At 58.2% G+C, this 20453-nt stretch carries 21 protein-coding genes and 2 tRNA genes; 18 read left to right on the top strand and 5 right to left on the bottom strand.

What is annotated here, in order from left to right; all coding sequences use genetic code 11:
* The first annotated feature begins 4 nt into the window (after positions 1-4).
* From lolB to BMX68_RS01520, 11 genes are all read left to right on the top strand, one after another.
* Positions 5-622 (top strand): lipoprotein insertase outer membrane protein LolB, encoded by a 618-nt coding sequence (gene lolB, locus BMX68_RS01470; protein WP_017130621.1) that lies wholly within the window; start codon positions 5-7, stop codon positions 620-622.
* Between the two features lies 1 nt (position 623).
* The gene (ispE, locus tag BMX68_RS01475) at positions 624-1475 is read left to right on the top strand and encodes a 4-(cytidine 5'-diphospho)-2-C-methyl-D-erythritol kinase (protein WP_017130620.1); all 852 of its coding nucleotides are present in this window, start codon (positions 624-626) and stop codon (positions 1473-1475) included.
* A 35-nt stretch (positions 1476-1510) separates the two neighbouring features.
* Positions 1511-1585: transfer RNA gene (locus tag BMX68_RS01480), tRNA-Gln, on the top strand.
* A gap of 46 nt (positions 1586-1631) precedes the next feature.
* The gene (locus BMX68_RS01485) at positions 1632-2573 is read left to right on the top strand and encodes a ribose-phosphate pyrophosphokinase (RefSeq protein ID WP_003171603.1); all 942 of its coding nucleotides are present in this window, start codon (positions 1632-1634) and stop codon (positions 2571-2573) included.
* Positions 2574-2784: 211 nt separating this feature from the next.
* On the top strand, positions 2785-3381 hold the full coding sequence (locus BMX68_RS01490; protein WP_017130619.1) for a 50S ribosomal protein L25/general stress protein Ctc: 597 nt from the start codon (positions 2785-2787) through the stop codon (positions 3379-3381).
* Positions 3382-3551: 170 nt separating this feature from the next.
* Positions 3552-4136: an aminoacyl-tRNA hydrolase gene (gene pth / locus BMX68_RS01495; RefSeq protein WP_017130618.1), complete on the top strand. Its 585-nt coding sequence runs from the start codon at positions 3552-3554 to the stop codon at positions 4134-4136.
* Between the two features lie 22 nt (positions 4137-4158).
* On the top strand, positions 4159-5259 hold the full coding sequence (ychF, locus tag BMX68_RS01500) for a redox-regulated ATPase YchF (protein WP_017130617.1): 1101 nt from the start codon (positions 4159-4161) through the stop codon (positions 5257-5259).
* A gap of 701 nt (positions 5260-5960) precedes the next feature.
* Positions 5961-6815: an ABC transporter substrate-binding protein gene (locus BMX68_RS01505; protein WP_017130616.1), complete on the top strand. Its 855-nt coding sequence runs from the start codon at positions 5961-5963 to the stop codon at positions 6813-6815.
* A gap of 83 nt (positions 6816-6898) precedes the next feature.
* A complete protein-coding gene (locus BMX68_RS26575) occupies positions 6899-8407 on the top strand; it encodes an amino acid ABC transporter permease/ATP-binding protein (RefSeq protein WP_017130615.1) in 1509 nt (502 codons plus the stop codon).
* The gene (locus BMX68_RS01515) at positions 8404-9090 is read left to right on the top strand and encodes a GntR family transcriptional regulator (protein WP_051000594.1); all 687 of its coding nucleotides are present in this window, start codon (positions 8404-8406) and stop codon (positions 9088-9090) included. The genes BMX68_RS26575 and BMX68_RS01515 overlap by 4 nt, the downstream gene beginning before the upstream one ends.
* 14 nt (positions 9091-9104) lie before the next feature.
* Positions 9105-9956: an urea carboxylase-associated family protein gene (locus BMX68_RS01520; protein ID WP_017130613.1), complete on the top strand. Its 852-nt coding sequence runs from the start codon at positions 9105-9107 to the stop codon at positions 9954-9956.
* A gap of 102 nt (positions 9957-10058) precedes the next feature.
* Here the strand turns inward: BMX68_RS01520 and BMX68_RS01525 are convergent, their stop codons facing one another.
* On the bottom strand, positions 10059-11276 hold the full coding sequence (locus BMX68_RS01525; RefSeq protein ID WP_017130612.1) for an MFS transporter: 1218 nt from the start codon (positions 11274-11276) through the stop codon (positions 10059-10061).
* 1182 nt (positions 11277-12458) lie between these two features.
* Between BMX68_RS01525 and BMX68_RS26685 the strand changes: the two genes are divergently transcribed.
* From BMX68_RS26685 to BMX68_RS01545, 4 genes are all read left to right on the top strand, one after another.
* Positions 12459-13670 carry a methyl-accepting chemotaxis protein gene (locus BMX68_RS26685; RefSeq protein ID WP_439896035.1) on the top strand — a complete coding sequence of 404 codons (1212 nt, stop codon included), beginning with the start codon at positions 12459-12461 and terminating at the stop codon, positions 13668-13670.
* Positions 13671-13784: 114 nt separating this feature from the next.
* A tRNA-Met gene (locus BMX68_RS01535) sits at positions 13785-13861 on the top strand.
* Positions 13862-14321: 460 nt separating this feature from the next.
* On the top strand, positions 14322-14909 hold the full coding sequence (locus tag BMX68_RS01540; RefSeq protein WP_026013032.1) for a hypothetical protein: 588 nt from the start codon (positions 14322-14324) through the stop codon (positions 14907-14909).
* Complete coding sequence (locus tag BMX68_RS01545) at positions 14906-15313, top strand: PIN-like domain-containing protein (RefSeq protein ID WP_017130609.1); 408 nt, start codon at positions 14906-14908, stop codon at positions 15311-15313. Before BMX68_RS01540 ends, BMX68_RS01545 begins: the two co-directional genes overlap by 4 nt.
* A gap of 295 nt (positions 15314-15608) precedes the next feature.
* Here BMX68_RS01545 and ddlA read toward each other — a convergent pair whose 3' ends face one another.
* Complete coding sequence (ddlA, locus tag BMX68_RS01550) at positions 15609-16703, bottom strand: D-alanine--D-alanine ligase (RefSeq protein ID WP_017130608.1); 1095 nt, start codon at positions 16701-16703, stop codon at positions 15609-15611.
* 143 nt (positions 16704-16846) lie between these two features.
* Here ddlA and BMX68_RS01555 point away from each other — a divergent pair, with 143 nt between their 5' ends.
* The 3 genes from BMX68_RS01555 to BMX68_RS01565 all read left to right on the top strand — a co-directional run bounded on the left by BMX68_RS01555 (position 16847) and on the right by BMX68_RS01565 (position 18474).
* Positions 16847-17569 (top strand): purine nucleoside phosphorylase YfiH/LACC1 family protein, encoded by a 723-nt coding sequence (locus BMX68_RS01555; protein ID WP_026013031.1) that lies wholly within the window; start codon positions 16847-16849, stop codon positions 17567-17569.
* A gap of 64 nt (positions 17570-17633) precedes the next feature.
* Entirely contained in the window at positions 17634-18116 is a 483-nt protein-coding gene (locus BMX68_RS01560; protein WP_017130606.1) for a RidA family protein, read from the top strand.
* A 133-nt stretch (positions 18117-18249) separates the two neighbouring features.
* Entirely contained in the window at positions 18250-18474 is a 225-nt protein-coding gene (locus BMX68_RS01565) for a DUF6555 family protein (RefSeq protein WP_017130605.1), read from the top strand.
* On the opposite strand, the gene BMX68_RS01570 is transcribed toward BMX68_RS01565, so the two are convergent.
* The 3 genes from BMX68_RS01570 to BMX68_RS25805 form a co-directional block, all read right to left on the bottom strand.
* On the bottom strand, positions 18465-19160 hold the full coding sequence (locus tag BMX68_RS01570; RefSeq protein WP_017130604.1) for a metallophosphoesterase: 696 nt from the start codon (positions 19158-19160) through the stop codon (positions 18465-18467). The genes BMX68_RS01565 and BMX68_RS01570 overlap by 10 nt on opposite strands.
* Positions 19161-19212: 52 nt before the next feature.
* A complete protein-coding gene (locus tag BMX68_RS01575; RefSeq protein WP_074861793.1) occupies positions 19213-19386 on the bottom strand; it encodes a metallothionein in 174 nt (57 codons plus the stop codon).
* Between the two features lie 92 nt (positions 19387-19478).
* Positions 19479-20429 (bottom strand): hypothetical protein, encoded by a 951-nt coding sequence (locus BMX68_RS25805; protein WP_017130603.1) that lies wholly within the window; start codon positions 20427-20429, stop codon positions 19479-19481.
* Between the last annotated feature and the right edge of the window lie 24 nt (positions 20430-20453).

Consider the following 20453-nt stretch of genomic DNA (forward strand, 5'->3'; position numbering starts at 1 on the left):
GCTTATGTTTTTGCGCCAAATCGTTGTTTTCAGCCTGATCGCCTTGCTCGCCGGCTGTGCGGGTTTTGGTGCCCGTGAGTCCGTCGAGGGCCACGGCGACCCGACCCAGTGGGCCCGGCACAAGCAGCAGTTGACCAACCTTGATGGCTGGCAGATCAATGGTAAGGTCGGGATTCGCGCACCGAAAGACTCCGGCAGCGGTACCCTGTACTGGTTGCAGCGCCAGAACTACTACGATATCCGCCTGTCCGGCCCGCTGGGTCGCGGCGCTGCCCGCTTGACCGGCCGCCCCGGCCAGGTGTCGTTGGAAGTCGCCAACCAGGGCCGCTATGAAGCCGCTACGCCCGAAGCCCTGCTCGAACAACAGATGGGCTGGAGCCTGCCGGTGTCCCATCTGGTCTGGTGGATTCGCGGCCTGCCCGCGCCCGACGACAAGAGTCGCCTGAGCCTGGACAACAACAGCCGCCTCGCCACCCTGGATCAGGATGACTGGCAGATCGAATACCTCAGCTACACCGAGCAGAACGGCTACTGGCTGCCCGAGCGCCTCAAACTGCACGGTCGCGACCTCGACGTGACGCTGGTGATCAAGGACTGGCAGCCCCGCCAGCTAGGACAGTGACATGCCGCCCCTACGCCTGACTCTGCCCGCGCCGGCAAAACTGAACCTGATGCTGCACATCATCGGTCGCCGTGCCGACGGCTATCATAAGTTGCAAACGCTGTTTCAGTTTCTCGATTACGGCGACGAACTGAGTTTCGCCGTGCGTGACGATGGCGTGATCCACCTGCACACCGAATTCGACGGCGTCCCTCACGACAGCAATCTGATCGTGCGCGCGGCAAAAAAACTCCAGGAACAATCCGGTTGCGCCCTCGGCATGGATATCTGGATCGAAAAGATCCTGCCCATGGGCGGCGGTATCGGTGGCGGTAGTTCGAATGCCGCGACCACCCTGCTCGCCCTGAACCACCTTTGGCGGCTGGCCTGGGATCAAGATCGCCTGGCAGCCCTGGGCCTGACGCTGGGTGCCGACGTTCCGGTGTTCGTCCACGGCCATGCGGCTTTTGCCGAAGGTGTTGGGGAAAAACTCACCCCGGTGGACCCCGAAGAATCCTGGTATGTCGTGCTTGTTCCGCAAGTCTCTGTAAGTACAGCAGAAATTTTTTCAGATCCGCTGTTGACACGTGACTCCGCGCCCATTAAAGTGCGCCCCGTTCCCAAGGGAAACAGTCGAAATGACTGCTTGCCGGTTGTCGCGAGACGTTATCCAGAAGTACGTAACGCCTTGAATTTGCTAGGTAAATTTACCGAGGCAAAATTAACCGGAACTGGAAGTTGTGTGTTTGGGGCCTTCCCAAGCAAAGCTGAAGCTGATAAAGTCTCGGCCCTTCTTGCAGAGACCCACACAGGGTTTGTAGCAAAGGGAAGCAATATTTCGATGTTGCATCGCAAGTTACAGAGTCTGCTATAGGAATTCGGGTACTAAGTACTCGTTGCAACAGATACAGGGGCGTCGCCAAGCGGTAAGGCAGCAGGTTTTGATCCTGCCATGCGTTGGTTCGAATCCAGCCGCCCCTGCCATTTTCTAATACTCATCCAGGTTACCCTCAGCCTTCAGGTACTGCGCGTGTCCAAGATGATGGTCTTTACGGGGAATGCTAACCCCGATCTGGCTCGGCGTGTTGTACGTCAGCTGCATATCCCGCTCGGTGACATCTCTGTCGGTAAATTTTCCGACGGCGAAATTACCGCCGAGATCAATGAAAATGTCCGTGGTAAGGACGTCTTCATCATTCAGCCGACCTGCGCACCGACCAACGACAACCTGATGGAACTCGTCGTGATGGCAGATGCCTTCCGTCGCTCCTCAGCCACTCGAATCACTGCGGTGATCCCCTACTTTGGTTATGCCCGTCAGGACCGCCGTCCGCGTTCCGCACGTGTGGCTATCAGCGCGAAAGTCGTGGCTGACATGCTTACCGTGGTGGGCATCGACCGTGTTCTCACGGTTGACCTGCACGCCGACCAGATTCAGGGCTTCTTCGATATTCCGGTAGATAACATCTACGGCTCCCCCGTGCTGGTGGATGATATCGAAGACCAACGCTTCGAAAACCTGATGATCGTCTCTCCAGACATTGGCGGCGTCGTGCGTGCACGGGCCGTCGCCAAGTCGCTGGGCGTGGATCTGGGCATCATCGACAAACGTCGCGAGAAGGCCAACCACTCCGAAGTGATGCACATCATCGGTGATGTCGAAGGCCGCACCTGTATTCTCGTCGACGACATGGTCGACACCGCCGGCACCTTGTGCCACGCGGCCAAAGCCCTCAAGGAACATGGCGCCGCCAAGGTTTTTGCCTACTGCACACACCCTGTGCTGTCGGGTCGGGCAATTGAAAACATTGAAAACTCCGTGCTGGACGAGCTGGTAGTGACTAACACCATCCCGCTGTCCGCCGCGGCACAAGCCTGTGCGCGTATCCGTCAACTGGATATCGCACCGGTAGTCGCCGAAGCGGTTCGCCGCATCAGCAACGAAGAATCGATCAGCGCGATGTTCCGCTAGGTTCTGTACGAAAACTCGCCGAGCGGCGATCATGCCAACGTGTTTTCAACGCAGCATGATAGTCGCACAGGCAGTTGTCGCGCCCAGCAGACATCTCGTTGACGTAAAGCGCCCCGCCCCAATACTCATATTGGGGCGGGGCTTTTTTGCCCATGCCGCTTTGACGTCGGTCGCAGGCGTCACCCGGACATGGCTATTTTGGAGATACAAAATGACTGATTTCATCCTGAACGCCGAAGTGCGTACCGACCTGGGGAAAGGTGCGAGCCGCCGCCTGCGTCGTCTCGCCAGCCAGGTTCCCGCCGTTGTCTACGGTGGTGACAAGGCTCCCGAATCCATCATGATGCTGGCCAAGGAAGTCGCCAAGCTGTTCGAAGACGAGGCGGCTTTCAGCCACGTCATCCAACTGAACATTGGCGGCGTCAAGCAAGACGTGATCGTTAAGGCAATGCAGCGTCACCCGGCCAAGCAGTTCATCATGCACGCCGACTTCGTTCGCGTTGTGGCTGGCAAGAAACTGACTGCTGTTGTTCCTGTGCACTTCATCAACGAAGCGGCTCCAGTGAAGAAAGGCGGCGAGATCTCCCACGTTGTCAATGAGATCGAAGTTTCCTGCGAAGCCAAGGACCTGCCTGAGTTCATCGAAGTCGACCTGGCCGATGCCGAAGTCGGTTCGATCATTCACCTGTCCGACCTCAAGGCACCTAAAGGCGTTGAGTTTGTTGCTCTGGCACACGGTGACGACAAGGCTGTTGCCAACGTTCACGCTCCACGTGTTGCTCCAGAAGCAGAAGGCACCGCAGAGTAATTTTACTCCGGCGCCGGAGTGACTGAAAACATCGCGGACTGGAACGTAGCGAGAAAGCGGGCGAGAATGCGACGTTTACATCCTGGTAAATAAGCGTTTTTCGTCCACTTTTTTGCCGCCCCCAAACATCGCGGCGATGTTATCCACCACTCCACAGAAGGGCCCCTGTCGTGACTGCCATCAAACTGATCGTTGGCCTGGGAAATCCAGGCACCGAATACGAACAGACCCGGCATAACGCGGGGGCCCTTTTTGTTGACCGCATCGCTCGCGCACAAGGCATCCATCTTGTCGCCGAGCGCAAATATTTCGGCCTGACCGGGCGCTTCAGTCACCAGGGTCAGGATGTTCGCCTGCTGATTCCCACCACCTACATGAACCGCAGCGGCCAGGCCGTCTCGGCATTGGCTGGATTCTTCCGGATCACGCCCGAAGAAATCCTGGTGGCGCATGACGAACTCGACCTGCCACCTGGCGTTGCCAAGCTCAAGCAAGGCGGCGGCCATGGCGGTCACAACGGCCTGCGGGACATCATCGCGCAGCTCGGCAACCAGAATAGCTTTCACCGCCTGCGACTTGGCATTGGCCACCCAGGCGTTGCGAGTATGGTTTCAAATTTCGTCCTGGGTCGTGCGCCACGCGCCGAACAGGAAAAACTCGATGCCAGCATCGATTTTGCCCTCGGCGTGCTGCCGGATATTCTCGCCGGTGAATGGAACCGCGCGATGAAACACCTGCACACCCAGAAGGCCTGACTCTTACCCGAGGGGAAACACCATGGGATTCAACTGCGGCATCGTCGGCCTGCCCAACGTCGGCAAATCCACCCTGTTCAACGCCCTGACCAAATCCGGCATTGCGGCGGAGAACTTCCCCTTTTGCACCATCGAGCCTAACAGCGGCATCGTGCCGATGCCCGATCCACGCCTGCAAGCCCTGGCCGAGATCGTCAACCCCAAGCGCATCCTGCCGACCACCATGGAATTCGTCGACATCGCCGGCCTGGTGGCGGGCGCCTCAAAAGGCGAAGGCCTGGGCAACAAGTTCCTGGCCAACATTCGTGAAACCGATGCCATCGCCCACGTGGTCCGCTGCTTCGAAGACGAGAACGTGATTCACGTCGCCAACAGCGTCGACCCCAAACGCGACATCGAGATCATCGACCTGGAACTGATCTTCGCCGACCTCGACAGTTGCGAGAAGCAACTGCAAAAAGTCACGCGCAACGCCAAGGGCGGCGACAAGGATGCAGTCGTCCAGAAGGGCCTGCTGGAGCAGCTGATCGCCCACTTCAGCGAAGGTAAGCCGGCGCGCAGCCTGATGAAGAACATGAGCGCGGACGAAAAGGCAGTGATTCGCGGCTTCCATCTGCTGACCACCAAGCCGGTGATGTATATCGCCAACGTTGCCGAGGACGGTTTCGAGAACAACCCGCTGCTGGACGTGGTCAAGGCTATCGCCGACGAAGAAGGCGCGGTCGTGGTACCGGTGTGCAACAAGATCGAAGCGGAAATCGCCGAGCTCGACGACGGTGAAGAAAAAGACATGTTCCTCGAAGCCCTGGGCCTTGAAGAACCTGGCTTGAATCGGGTGATCCGCGCCGGCTACGAAATGCTCCACCTGCAGACCTACTTCACCGCCGGCGTCGAGGAAGTCCGTGCCTGGACCGTCAAGGTCGGCGCCACCGCCCCACAAGCAGCCGGCGTGATCCACACCGACTTCGAGAAAGGCTTTATCCGCGCCGAAGTGATCGCCTACAACGACTTCATCCAGTACAAGGGCGAAGCCGGAACCAAGGAAGCCGGCAAATGGCGCTTGGAAGGCAAGGAATACATCGTCAAGGACGGTGATGTGATGCATTTCCGCTTCAATGTGTAAATCGTAGAGAGCATTCAGGAGATTACCTCAGACTCCTAGCAGCACGTGCAAGCCCCGAATTTCGGGGCTTTTTCGTTTTTGCTATAGCCTGTAGCGAGTGAAGCGCTGGTGGCCTGTACGGTGAGTTCGTTAGCTCAAGTTCGGATACCACAGGCCCATGACCAAGGCGCCATGACCAGCCTGGCCCCACTATGGCGAAGAGCAACACAGGCCAAAGGCTTCGAAATTGACCAACAGCGCTAACTACAGGCTTAAACCATCTTTGGGCATGCCTGCCTTGGCCATTCAAAGCCGTACCTCACAGTAGATCCGGCGAGCGCTTGAGCACTTGCGCAAGCGACAATGCGCGGCAGGCAAACCAGCGAAACGAGCCTGTCCATGAGGCTGCTCCCCCCCCCCACAATAACGATCAATCCCTGCAGTTTTCCACTCGCTACGAACCATGCCGGCATCGCGCCACCTCGGTAACAGCTCTGAACCTCACCCGAGCTAAAAACACCTTCTTGCACTCCACGATGTTGCATTCGGTAACGAATCGCGCCGCCTCAGTGCTCCCGCACGCTCATAAAACATGCTTCACCAACAAACAGTGTTCAAATAGACCGAAATTCAAAAGATGGTATGAAAAACGCTGAACAATTAGCAACTGATTGTTGAACAATCAATCTTGCTCACTGCAGTCAAAAACCGAGGATACGAACATGCAAAAAGGTCTGACGGGTAAGAAAACCATGCCCAACCTGGCGTTGACGATCTCCCTGGCTTGCATGGTGCCGCTGCTGTCTGCGGCGGAGATCAAAGGCACGCTCAAACAGGGAGAGCTGTCGGTCGGCTCCGACCTGACCTATCCGCCCTACACCTATCTGGACCAAAAGCAGCCAAGCGGCTTCGACCCCGAGTTCATGCAATTGATAGGCAAACAATTGCGATTGGAGCCGCGTTTCCTCGACACCCGCTTTGCCAACTTGATCTTGGGCGTCAATGCCCAGCGTTTCGACGTGGTCGCCTCGGCACTTTATGTCACCCCGGAACGCGCCAAACAGGTGGATTTCATCAGCTATCTGAAGACCGGCTCCTCTTTGATGGTGCTCAGTGCCAGCGATTTCAGACCACAACGGCCCGAAGACCTTTGCGGCAAGCGCGTGGGCTCGATCAAGGGCGCATCCTGGGTTCCCAAACTCAACAAGGTTTCGACCGAGTATTGCCTGGCCTCCGGCAAACCGGCGATCCAGTCTCGTGAATTTCCCACCTCGCCCGAAGCGGCTCAGGCCCTACTGGCCCAGGCAGTCGACGTGCAGATGGAAGATCCCGCGGTAGCCAAGATCACCGTCGAAAAATTGCAGGGCAAAACCGTTATCAGCTCCAGCGAACTGATCTATCCGGTAGTCATCGGGCTGGCCGTGCGCAAAGGCAATCTGGCGCTATTGGGAGAACTGACCACTGCTCTGGGCCAAATCAAACAGAACGGCAGTTACGGCGAACTGCTCACCCGCTACAACCTGGCCGAACCGAATGCCGAGGAAATCAAGGCGGCGTTGGGCACCACCACTCCCTGAAACCCTGCGCCGAGCGCACCCAGTAGCGGATTCATTGATTCTTTCCGGTCTGCGGAAGAATCACAGCAACGCGGAGTAAGTACATGCAATTCGATTGGTATTACACCTTGGGCCTGTTGTGGAACGGCGATTTCTGGCGAGCCGTGGCAACCGTGGTCGAACTGAGCCTGGAAACCTGGCTACTGGGTATCGTATTCGGCTTTCTCCTGGCTTTGGCGCGACAGTCGCAGCGACGTTTTCTGCGAGGTGCGGCCGGTCTCTATATCTGGTTTTTTCGCAGCCTGCCGCTATTGGTTCTACTGATCTTCATCTATAACCTGCCCCAGGTGTTTGCGTCTACCAGTGCGCTGCTGTCCAATCCCTACTCGGCAGGCCTGATCGCCTTGGTGCTCAGTGAAGCGGCGTATATCGCCGAGATTCATCGCGGCGGCCTACTGGCGGTGGTCAAAGGCCAACTGGAAGCGGGCAAGGCCCTGGGCATCGGCTATCGTGGCGTTCAGCGACTGATCGTGGTGCCCCAGGCGCTACGCATAGCCCTGCCGACCCTGGTCAATGAATACATCACCATTGTCAAACTGACCTCTTTGGTGTCGGTGATTTCGCTGTCGGAAATCCTTCTGGTGGGCCAACAGCTCTATACCCAGAACTTCCTGGTCATGGAGACCATGCTCGCGGTGGCCTTCTACTACGTGCTTATCGTTACCGTGTTCAGCCGCCTGTTGCGCCTGCTGGAGAACCACCTGGACGTAACCCGGCGTAAACCGAAACACATCGCCTCCGCCGAACTCGGGCAAGTGGCGACCCGGCGTGCCGCCAGCCAGTCCGAGCCAGGTGAGTTTGCTCTGCAAGCGCGGGGCGTGCGCAAGTCTTATGGCGAACTGGAAGTACTCAAGGGCGTCGAGCTGAATGTGCGTTGGGGCGAGGTGGTGTCGATCATCGGCCCATCGGGCTCGGGAAAGACCACGCTGATCCGCACCATGAATGGCCTGGAAAGCCTGGACCACGGCGAAATCATCCTGCAAGGCCAGCCGTTCCTGCGCGGTACCAAAGCGCCGGAGGGCGCTCTGGGTAACAAAGTGCATATGCAGGGCATCGTGCATGTCGGAATGGTTTTCCAGGGCTTCAATTTGTTCCCGCACAAGACTGCCCTGGAAAACGTCATGCTCGCACCGCTCTATCATACTCATGGCGGTGGCGAAGAGCTGCGTTTGTTGAGCCTGGCGCTGCTGCGCAAGGTTGGGATGCTCGAACACGCCGGTAAATACCCGCACCAGCTTTCCGGTGGCCAGCAGCAGCGCGTGGCGATTGCCCGGGCATTGGCGATGCGACCTTCGGTCATGCTGTTCGACGAGCCGACCTCGGCCCTCGACCCGGAGCTGGTCGGCGATGTACTGGCGGTGATCGAGGAACTGGCCCGCGAAGGCATGACCATGGTGATCGTCACTCACGAAATGAACTTCGCCTTCAAGCTCTCCGATCGGGTGGTGTTTATGGAAGGCGGCGAAATTATCCAGAACGCCGCGCCGCAAGAGATGCTGGAGCAGCGCAGCGAGCGCATGATCAAGTTCCTCAAAGACGTACAACTGGCATGAGCCGGGGGGGCATAACGGTGAGTCAACCCAAGGAAAAAAGTCTGTCGCTGGCCGATCAGGTTGCCATCGAGCTGCGCGAAGACATCATCGGCGGGCGTCTGTTGCCAGGCATGCCGCTGGTAGAAAGCGAACTGGTCAATGCTTACAACGCCTCGCGCAACACAGTGCGCGAAGCGTTGCACCAGTTGGGTCGTGAAGGCCTGACCAGCTACGTGCGTAACAAAGGCGTGATGGTGCGCCGGCTGGGCATCGACGACGTGCGCGATATCTTCAAGGTCCGCCGCACCCTCGAATTGCAGGCGATCGCCGCGAGCAAGCCGCTGCGCGAATACCAATCCGACCTGATGCTCGAAGCCATCGAGGCCGCGCAACTGGCCCAAGACCGCGAGAACTGGCAAGCCTTCGGCACCCACAGTCTGCGCTTTCACCAGCACATCGTCGGCCTGCTGCGCAGCCCCCTGTTCGACGAATTCTTCACCCACGTTGCGGCCCAGATGCGTCTGGTGTTTTCCAACGCTCCCAGCGAGGAAACCTTCCAGAAACCCTGGCTCGAACGCGACCGGCATATCCACGACCTACTGGGTGATGGCCGCAAGAAAGAAGCCGAGGAAGCCATGAGCAGCTACCTCAACGACTCCGAGTTGGTGCTGCTGGACATTCTGAGCAGCATCCCACAACACTAAAAAGAGGATCCCCCATGTACAAGGACTATCCAGCGGCCTACCAAGTCAGCAAAGGCGCCGCATTGCACGTTGACAAAGCCTTCTATGACCGCGTGCGCGAGTCCAAGGATGGCCGCACTCTGATCGAGCAATTCGAAGTACCGATCCGTACCGGCCGCGCCTGGAAAGTACCGGCGGGCCATGTGTTTCGCGTGACCACACCGGTCGGCCCACAGGTCGGGGACTTCAACGTGTGGAGCGCCGACGACCCCCGCGAACGCATGTGGGCAGCCCGAACTCGCCAGCTACAAGGCGCCCACGTCAGCACGTATGACCGCCTGTGGTCGAACCTGCCCTTCCTGAGGCCAATGGTCACCATCACCGACGACAGCCTGGCCGACTACGGCATCGACGAACACGGCGGTCGTCTGCACGACTTGCTGGGCACCCGTTGCGACCCTTACGTGAACAAGATGCTCACCGGCGAGGACTTCCACCACCACTGCCATTCAAACCTGACTCGTGCGGTGTTGCCCCATGGCCTGACCGAGTTCGACGTGCACGACGTGCTGAACATCTTCCAATGTACCGGCCTCAATCACGACGACATGTACTTCATGAAAGCCTGCCCGGCGAAACAGGGTGACTACCTGGAGCTCTTCGCCGAAATCGATCTGCTGTGCGCCCTCTCCACCTGCCCGGGCGGTGACCTGTCGCTGCCGATGTGGGGCCCCGATGCCGAGGACCCGCTGAAGGTCTGCCGCCCATTGGGCGTGGAAATCTACCGCCTCGACGAGTCGCTGTTGGACGGCTGGAAACAACCCGAGCGTGCCACATACAACGGCAACCATGGCCTGCTGATCCCTAAAGCCGAGTGGGAAAAGTAACTACAGGCTAAATCGACGCCCGGGGCGCCCACTCGCCCCGAATCCATTGAATCCTTCTGAGGAAAGGTCAGAAGGTGTAACCCTTATTCAGAACGGGACAATTCAGACCTGCCTGGTTTTCGGCAACAACACCGCCAACACGCCCAACAACGGCAGGAACGAGCACATCGTGTACACGTACTCGATGCCGTGAATGTCCGCCAGGTGCCCCAACAGCGCCGCGCCAATCCCGCCGAAGCCGAACATCAGGCCGAAGAACACTCCGGCGATCATGCCGACGTTGCCCGGTACTAACTCCTGGGCAAACACCACGATGGCGGAGAAGGCCGAGGCCAGGATAAAGCCGATCACCACACTGAGCAGCGTGGTCCAGAACAGATCCACATACGGCAGTATCAACGTGAACGGTGCCACCCCCAGGATCGAGAACCAGATCACCGCCTTGCGCCCGATCTTGTCGCCGATCGGCCCACCGGCAAACGTCCCCGCCGCGACCGCGCCCAGAAATAGAAACAGGTGAAGCTGCGAACTGGCCACCGACAGCTGGAACTTCTCGATCAGGTAGAAGGTGAAGTAGCTGGTGAAGCTGGCCATGTAGAAGTACTTGGAGAATACCAGCAGGCCGAGCACCACCAACGCCGCCAATACCCGATTCTTCGACAATCCGTGAGTGGCCTTCTGGCCCTGCTTGAGCTTGAACAGGTTCAGGTGCGCGCGATACCAGCGGCTGATGCCGTAGAGCACACCCAGGGCGAACAAAGCGAACAGCCCGAACCAGGCGACGTTGCCCTGGCCGAACGGAATGATGATCGCCGCCGCCAGTAGTGGGCCAAAAGCCGAACCGGCGTTACCACCGACCTGAAAACTCGACTGCGCCAGGCCGTAACGACCGCCCGAAGCCAGGCGTGCAACACGGGAGGCCTCCGGGTGGAACGTCGAAGAACCCACGCCGATCAGCGCCGATGCCAGGAGGATCAACGCGAAGCTGCCCACTTGGGACAACATCAGAATGCCGATCAGCGTACAAATCATTCCCGCCGGTAACAGCAGCGGTTTCGGATGGCGGTCGGTATAAAAGCCGACCCACGGCTGCAACAGCGATGCCGTGACCTGGAAAGTCAGGGTAATCAGCCCGACTTGGGTAAAGGTCAGCCCGTAATTGGCCTTGAGCATCGGATAGATCGACGGCAGGACCGACTGGATCAGATCGTTGATCAAGTGCGCCAGCGCCACCGCGCCGATAATACGCATCACCAGGGGACTGGATTGCGGCGCCGTCGATGCGACAGTCGCGCCAGCGGGAGTTTCAGTGAGAGCCATGAGGGAATTCCGTCACATGGATGGATGCACGATTGCAAGTGCGTCAATGTGCCATTTTTGGGTGCGGCAACACCAGATGCTTGTTGAGCTAACGATCTATTCAATCGCAAAAAAATAGCTGATAGCTTTTTGCTACTGGTGTGAATCTTGCGTACTTTAGCGCCTACAGCGTGGCCCCTTACAAAGAGGCTCGAGAATGGGAAGTTTCGCCACAGCGGCTGGCCAACAACGCCCTCACTGACGAATCTTCCGAGGTCTTTAACGACGGTATCCGTCATGACCAACCCGTCATGAGCGCACTCAAACAGTGCTGGATGCCTTGAGGAGTGATCGGGCATGCAGGCTTTTTTATCACCAGGGATGCGACTGTTGGGGCGATTCGGTTTCGCCCGTAAATTTCAGGTGCTGTTCCTGCTGTTCATCGTACCGCTGATGGGTAGTCTGTACATGATCGGCCAGGACTACCGTGGCAAACTGGCGCTGATTGCCGGAGAGCGTGCCGGTGTCCGCCAACTGCTGGCCCAGGACTCCCTGGACAGCCTGCTGACCGCCCAACGCGACCGCGCCGCCCGCTGGCGGGCCACGGAAACCAATCGTCAACCGACACCCACCACCCTCGCGGCCATGGCCGTACTCGACAAGGCCCAGCCCGAAGTCAACCAGGCCATCGAGCAACTGGGCCAGGCCCTGAAAAACGAAGGTGCCACCGACGAGACCCTGAAGCGTTATCAGGTCCTGCAAGCTAGCCTCTCCGGCCTCGACTCGGCCAGCCTGAGCAAGGTCGGCTGGTGGCCGGACGGCTACGACCGCTTCACCTCCGCCCTGAGCGCCCTGCAAGGCCTGCGGGAACAGATCGCCCTGGACAGCCGGCTGATCCTCGCGCCCTGGATGGAAACCTACCTGCTGACGCAAATCTCCACCCAATACGCACCTGATCTGATCGAGCGTGTTGGCCGTCTCGCCAGCGTCGGCCAGGCATCGGTGGTGTCGGGCCAGTTCAGCCTGCAAAGCCGCCTGCAACTCAAAGACCTGCGCAGCCGCATCGGTGATGCCCGCGACCGGCTGACCAAGACCGGTGCGCAACTGGAAGCCCGCTTGCCGGCCGAACTGCAAAACTGGGCGGGACGTTACCAGACAAGCCTGAATCACCTGGATGAGGGCCTCAAAGCACTGGACGAAGGCATGTTTGGCGGCAGTATCACCCTCAAGCCCGAAGGCTTCGAGAAGACCCTCGACAGCTTGCTGGGTCAGTTGTCCGGCTTACGTCAAGACTCCCTGACCACCCTCGACAGCCGCCTGGACTACTACCATGGGCAGGGCATCCGCCAGTTCACTCTGGTGGCGGTGATCTTCGGCTGCCTGCTACTGGCGGCGCTGTACCTGTTCATCTGCCTGCAGGCCTCGATCCGCCGCAGCGCGAGCGGCATCACCCTGTTGGCCGAATCACTGCGTGACGGCAACCTGTGCTTGCAAGTACCGGTGGAAGGCCGCGACGAACTGGCGGCCATCAGCACCGCCCTCAACGTCGCCGTGGTGCAACTGCGCACCAGCCTGCAGGGCGTGGATCACGAAACCCTGCAGTTGAGCGACGCCGTGCGCACCCTCAACAGCCACTCCAGCGGTGCCCTCAACGAAGTCGAAGCGCAGCAGCAACAAATCAGCCAGATCGCTGCGGCGGCGACACAACTGGCGGCCACTTCACTGGGGGTCGCCCAGAGCTGTGAGCAGGCCTCCGGCAGCGCTCAGAATACCCAGCGCATTGCCTCGGACAGCAGCCGCGACAGCCTGCGCACCACCGCCAGCATCCAACAGCTCAACCAACGCCTGAACGAAACCGCCGCCGCCTTGGGCCGGGTCAGCGAGCAGGGCCAGCAGATTCAATTGGTGGTCGACACCATTCGCGGTGTCGCCGAACAGACCAACCTCCTCGCCCTCAACGCTGCCATCGAAGCGGCACGGGCCGGTGAACAAGGTCGCGGCTTTGCCGTAGTGGCGGACGAAGTGCGCAGCCTGTCGCAGCGTACCCAGAGCTCCACCGCACAGATTGCCAGCACCGTCGACAGCCTGCGAGCCACCGTAAGCCAGGCGGTAGCCCTGATGGAAACGGCCTGCGGCCAGGCGCAAACCGATGCCCAATCGGTAACTGGGCTGGGCGAGCGCCTGGGGGAAATCGCCAGTGCAGTGCAGAGCGTGACCGATACCCTGGCGCAAATCGCCACGGCAGTGGACGAACAGGCGAGCACCGCCGACGAAGTCAGTGGCAATATCCAGCAGGTCGACCAAGCGGCGCTCCGCCTACTCGAAGGGGCTCGTGCGGTGAACCGTGCAGCGGACACCCTGAGCGAAGGCAGCAAGGCCCTGAGTAACAACACCGGGCGATTCCGCCTGAGTTGAAACGACGAAGGTCCGGGACTTCACCGGCGAGCCTTAAGCTTTTGATAGCGTAGAGAAAGTTTTCAGATATTTGCTTGACACAACATCGATCCAAGCGAATAATGCGCGCCACTTGGCTACATAGCTCAGTTGGTTAGAGCATAGCATTCATAATGCTGGGGTCCGGGGTTCAAGTCCCTGTGTAGCCACCAAGTACCTGTTTCGTGATATCTGCGGATGTCTACGAAGCTAACAAGAAAGCCCGCCTAGTGCGGGTTTTCTTGTTTCTGGCTGTATCTCCTTATCTATCCCTATACCTTCCCGCCCTGTATCCCCTGTATCCCCTGTGTATCCTCGCTGAAAGATTGAGCCGAGGGAGGTTGGCTCATCTTAAGTCGCGGTAAAGCCGGGGGGCTTCTTCATTACCGATACCGTAGATTAAGTAGCACTACCCGTATTTCAGTCGAAAAGACGACCTTTCTGGCGCAGTCCGTCTAAGATCTATTGAACGAAAGCTCGCTCATCCCCAAAATGGATTTTTTGGTTAACCCACGAACAAGAGGGCAAATGAAAACAGCAAAAGCAGCAAGCCCTCTCATTGGAGTGGGGATCTACACACCAGCGGAGGCCGCCCTATACACGGGCATACCGGCTAAAGACATCCGTAGGTGGATGTTTGGTTACAAATCGGAGGGCATCGAGCATTCTGGGCTTTGGAGGCCGGAGCTGGCTTTTTCTGAGGAGAAGCTACTTGGCTTCCATGATCTGCTAGAGATCAGGTTTGTACATGCCTTTCGGAAACATGGCGTGAGCCTTCAAGCCATTCGCTCTGCATCAAGGCAAGCCAGAGAGATTTTCGTTCAACGTTACCCATTCACCTGCAAGCGATTCCAAACCGATGGCAGGAGCATCTTCGCGACAGTTTTCGATGAAACTGGCGACGAGGCGATTCTCGACCTGGCGAAGCGGCAGGATGCCTTTAGGCAGGTAATCGGTCCTTCGCTTTATGAGGGGATTGATTATACCGGGGAAGGGACAGCACAACGTTGGTATCCAATCAAGCGAAGCAAGGCTATTGTTCTTGATCCCAACCGCAATTTTGGTAAGCCAGTCCTATCCTCCACCGGAGTCGACACCGCTTCGATTTATCACGCATATCTGGTCGAAGGGCAAAACACCAAGCGCGTCTCGATGATTTTTGAAATCTCAACTGCGGCAGTGGATGCGGCAGTGAACTTTGAGCATAGGATCGCTGCTTGAATTTTCTGATTGATAACAATCTTCCACCAGCTATTGCCAGGGCCTTGCACCAGCTTTGCAAGGCCGAAGGCCATGCAGTAGTTCCGCTGAGAGACAAATTCCAAGCAAGCGCCAGTGACATTCACTGGATAACAGCGCTGAGCACCGAAGGGGGATGGGCTGTGGTGTCTCAGGACAAATTTTCTAAAGGAAATGCTGAGAGAGAAGCCTTTAGAGAATGCGGCCTACCAATCTTCTGCCTTGCAAAGCAGTGGGGGCAAACGACCTACTGGAGCAAGGCTGAAAATTTAGTGCGTTGGTGGCCGGCCATAATACGACAGGCGGAACTGATATCGGGCGGCGCGGCGTTTAAGGTCGTCTGGAGTTTTTCAGCGCCTGGAAAGTTCGAGCAGTTGAGGATCTAGCCCGGCTTAGCGCCGGACTTTTTCGTTCTACTCTGCCCTGCTCCACCGATACACTCTGCAGTGTCGGCAAAAGACGCTCAAGCCTGCGGCACAAGCTTTCGCCATTCCTGGCTGATAATTAGGTCCGTACTCCATGTCGTCGACCCTCTTCAACAACCTGAAATACTTGTCCTCCGCGTTTATTTCGTTTCCAGCCAAACACACATCGAGGGAGTAAGCCAACGTGCCGAGTGCAGGTGGAGCACCTGGTGTTTCGGCCTGGCAGCGACTCGGGCGTCAGCGGATAACGGGACGCTCAGCGACAGTGCTTCAATCCGCGTCGTGTCTCATGGCGTTCCAGCGCCAACTCGATCAACCGGCTTACCAGCTCGCTATAGCTCAGTCCGGCCGCCTGCCACAGTTTGGGGTACATGCTGATGCGGGTGAACCCCGGTAGCGAATTGACCTCGTTGATCAACACTTCGCCGCTGTCGGTCAGGAACACATCGACACGCGCCAATCCAGAACACCCCAACACTTGGAATGCCTCGATTGCCTGGGCCCGGATACGCTCGCAGGCCTCCTCGCTGATAGCCGCTGGCACCACCACTTCGGCGGCATCGGCGTCGATGTATTTGCTGTCGTAAGAGTAGAAGCCGTTGCGCACAACGATCTCGCCGCAGCCACTGGCCAGCGGTCGCTCATTGCCAAGGATTGCGCACTCGATTTCCCGGCCGCTGACCGCCGACTCGATCAACACCTTTTCATCGAACCCCAAGGCCAGTGCCAGCGCCTCTCGGTACTCCACAGCGGTTTCTACCCGGCTCACGCCCACCGAGGAGCCCTGGTTCGCCGGCTTGACGAACATCGGCAGACCGAGCGTCGCCCGCGCCGTGTCGAAGTCTACGCGCGCGGCTGTTACCCGGTTCACCGTGATAAACGGGGTCACCGCCAGTCCGGCATCGCGCAGTAGGCGCTTGCTGACATCCTTGTCCATGCACACCGCCGAACCCAGCACGTCAGAGCCGACAAAGGGCAGGTCCGCCATGCGCAGCAGGCCTTGCAGGCAGCCGTCTTCACCGAGGGTGCCGTGGACAATCGGGAAGATCACATCGACCTGTTCCAGCAGGGCCTGGCTGTTAGTCTCGACCAATTGCCCGCCGGCCTTGCCCGGCACCACCGCCAGCTCCCGATTGGATCGATTAAGGGCAATCAACGCGGGGTTCTGTGCATTGATCAGGTAATTGGAGCTGTCGTTGAGATGCCAACCGCCTTGTTTGTCGATGCCGATCAGGATCGGTTCGAAGCGCTCGCGATCCAGCGCATCGACCACGTTCTTTGCCGATTGCAGCGACACCTCATGCTCAGCACCCAGCCCACCGAAAATAATCCCGACTCGCAACTTGCCCATCATCCAGCCTCGTTTCCAAAGTGTGTTTGCGGGAGCCACCTCCCTCTGTGTGCAGCCTATGCGCAGGGCGCCGATTGCGCACCCCCAAAATGATCAATCCGGGTATGCTGCAAGCGATTCGGACGACGTATGGAGCAGCCAGCGTGAGTGAGTACGCCAACAATCTCAGTCAAATCCGGGGTATTGGCCACGGTTTCCTGACACTGGGCAATGAGGGCCTACCCGCCCAGGTGTTCACCTGCCAACAGACTCACGGTGCGAGATTGATCGAGGCGCCGGACAATCTGCCGGCGGGATCACTGCAAGGCGATGCCGTGTACACCGATGGCAAACGACCGATTGCAGTGATCACCGCCGATTGCCTGCCATTGTTGGTGGCAGCGGCGGACGGCTCGCGGGTGGCGGCCATTCATGGTGGCTGGAAGGGCCTGCAAGGCGGCATCATCGGTCACGCCATCACGCGCTTCGAGGCGTTGCAGACTCCCCGGCAGGCGCTGCGCATCGCCATCGGTCCATCGATCAAAGCGTGCTGCTATGAAGTCAGCGAGCGGTTCGTCGGCGAGTTGCAGGCTGCCCAGGGGCATCTCTGGCAAACAACGGTTGCGCCCTGGAGACGAGAGCAGCCGGCACCCGTTTCATCTCCCGCCATCGCCCCTCCCGCAGCGAGACAATCAGGCAGCTACTGGTTCGACTTGCAGGCCTATGCGTTGCTGCTCTTGCAGGCAGCAGGGATAGAAGAATCACAGGTCGAGGTCAGTTCGCACTGTACCTATTGCTCGTCACCGAGGTTTGACAGCTACCGGCGCCGAACCCATGAGGCCGGCGAGAGAAAAGCCTTCCAGTATTCCTGGATCCGGCGGACATAAGATCTCGCGCCGCCTGACTGACCTCCCCTCAAGCCATGGCCCCTCGATCATCAGGAAGATAATGATGCCGCACTCCAGAAATGCGCAATTTCTCCAAGTCGCCGAGCAGCTCGGTTACAACTTTGACGGTGAAATGAAGATCGGCGGCAACTATGTGCCGGCGCTACAGAACGATCTCGAGATCTATGTCAGTGGGCAGATCCCGCGTGTCGACAATACGGTGATGGTGACAGGCCGTGTGGGCGCGCAAACCACCCTGGAACAAGCCAGGCATGGAGCACGGATCAGCACCATGCGTGCGCTGGCGATTCTGCGGCAAATGCTCGAAGGCGACCTGGGGCGGATCAAGAAAGTCCTACGCATCAACGTGTATGTGCAAAGCGCCTCGGACTTCACGCAACAGAGCGAAGTGGCCGATGGCGCCTCGCAGGTACTCTATGACGTGTTCGGCGAGGCCGGAGTACACACCCGAACCTCGGTTGGGGTATTCCAACTGCCGAAGAATGCCTCGGTGGAAGTCGATGTCATCGTGGCACTCAACCCGTAACGCAGGGCTGACTAAGGCCGGCGCATGATTCACCTGCTCAATCATTTGTTACAACCCACCATCTAGCTGCTCGACGGAATTTTTCCTACGCTCAAGGATCATTTCTAGAACACCAGGGAGGAATTTTAGATCCATGAATACAGCGAAACTTTTTATTATCGATTACACCCTTCACGGCAATCCTAAGTCCTTCATCATTCGCTCCGAACATATGGATAATGCCGAAGCCTGGCATTGGGCAAGCTGCGATGCCGGTGTAGGCCGCATCGGCAGGTTCGGGCGCGAACGAGTGAAGAAGACCAGCAAGCCCATGGCCGAAAAGTTCGGCATCGAGGCAGTGAGCTGGCGTCAGGCCTGAGGGCGCGCCAGGCTCAAGGTGCCCAACTCTACCAAGGTGAAATGACCGCTGCCCCAGCCAGCCGTATCGATATGATAGACATTGCCCAATACGGTGGGCTGGCGCTGCGGGGTATGCCCGACCATCACTGCCCGCACCTCGCGGATGCCACTGACGTCATGGTTTTTCAGTCGCGTGCGTGACCATTGGCAGACCTCTTCGACGGTTATCCGCACCTGGGAGCCGCCCAGCAGATAGTCACGCAAGGCACTCCAGGAGGCGAAAGGACAATCGGCATGCACCACCCCTACCAGGCCGAGCCGGGTCTCGACTTCCAGGGCAATTGGCATCTGCGCAAAGCGCGCGGCGAACAATCGCTGTCGCTGCGCGCCGCTATCGAGAAACCAACCACCACCGCTGGCGCGATACATGTCGTAGTCCAGGAGCCCGCCCTCGACATGCCGGATCGCCAACGCCTCGTGATTGCCCTGCACCGCCGCGAACCAGGAACGCCCCAACCATTCCAGGGCCAGCTCGCTCTGAGGTCCCCGGTCGACCAGGTCACCGACGCTGAACAGGCGGTCATCCTCGGGATTGAACCCGAGCCGATCCAGCGCTGCCTGCAAGCGACTGAAATGACCATGAATATCGCCAACGGCGAAATCCCGCCCCCGGCTATTGATGGGGTAGTGAGCAAACCGAGGCATGACCGTTACTCCAGCACCCCGCGACAACCGTTGCCGGAGGGCAGACACACGCTCAATCGTGCGCGGCCTTTGAGCACTGGCAGCCGTCAGCCGTCGAGGCACACGGCTCGCCGTTACGATGGTGATCAGCACAGGCCTGGCAGCAATAGGACTTTCCAGCACTGACGATGGGATTGTTGCCCACTTTGCAGTTGCAATGCGGGCAGTCGCAGGTTTTCTCGTTCATGAGGTGGACTCCATTTCGTCTGGTCGTCGACAGGCAGCGAAGCCGCTGCCCGTTAACCCATGATTATAGTCCCATCGAAAGCGCCCAGCCGTTTACGCTCTTGCCCTGCATAACCCGGCGCGTCTCAACTTCTCTATCCGCACCGAACGGCGGGCATTGCGCATGACTTTAGAGACTTGTCCTATAGGGGCCATGCCGGCGCGCATGCACCAGTAGAGACGACCTGTTGTTTTCATCAGCAGCCGCTTTTCCTTACGCTCCTCGAGTTCAAGGAGTTCCTTGATAAATCCATAGAAACGAGCATCGCTCAAGTAATCATCATCAAGTGCTTCCAATAAATTGTTAGCGGCGACCTTGGCCCCACCTAAAATTGCTGCCAACGGATAAACACTGGCGGCAATAGGCAAGACAATCGCAGTAGTTAGCAAGATAAATATGTTCAGAAAATTCTCTCCCATCTCCGGGAGTGCCTGATAAAACTCAACCTTGTCGATCAAGGTCACTACCACTGCGGCCAAAACGGCAATCAGCCCAGCCAGGTAGGTCGCAAAGTTGCCCGCGGAAGGCAGGCCGAAAAAATTCCTGGCCCTGCGTTCCGCCGGTTGCCCCGCTCGTATTTGAATGCTTCGACGCCACTCCCATTCATCAATCAGCTCCCTAGCAAGATCACGAAGGTCGAGGCGAGGACCAAATAGCATCTCGATGCGCCGAACTTTCTCTCGCTCCAAAAGTGAATAGGCTTTCCTGAAAGCGACCCGGCAAAGCTCAGGATTGAGTCGTTCAAGGCGTTTACGATCGAGATCGAAACGCAGCTGTATAAATCCGAACATGAGAAAAACCTCTAACAGCAATACCCACAACGGGAGTAAGTGATAAAGGTCGGAATGCTGATAAATACTGAAGAACAGATACAAAAGCACCGCACCCAACGTTAGTATCAGTTGGGTCAACACCAGATAAAAAATGGTGCTTCTCAACATACTCGCGGGAAACCCAGAAAAACTCTTTCGATAGCGTTTGACTTTGTGTGCGATGGTTCTCATTCACGATCACTCCAAGCCAAATGT

The sequence above is a fragment of the Pseudomonas agarici genome, from assembly GCF_900109755.1.
In the GTDB taxonomy this organism is placed as follows: Bacteria; Pseudomonadota; Gammaproteobacteria; order Pseudomonadales; family Pseudomonadaceae; genus Aquipseudomonas; species Aquipseudomonas agarici.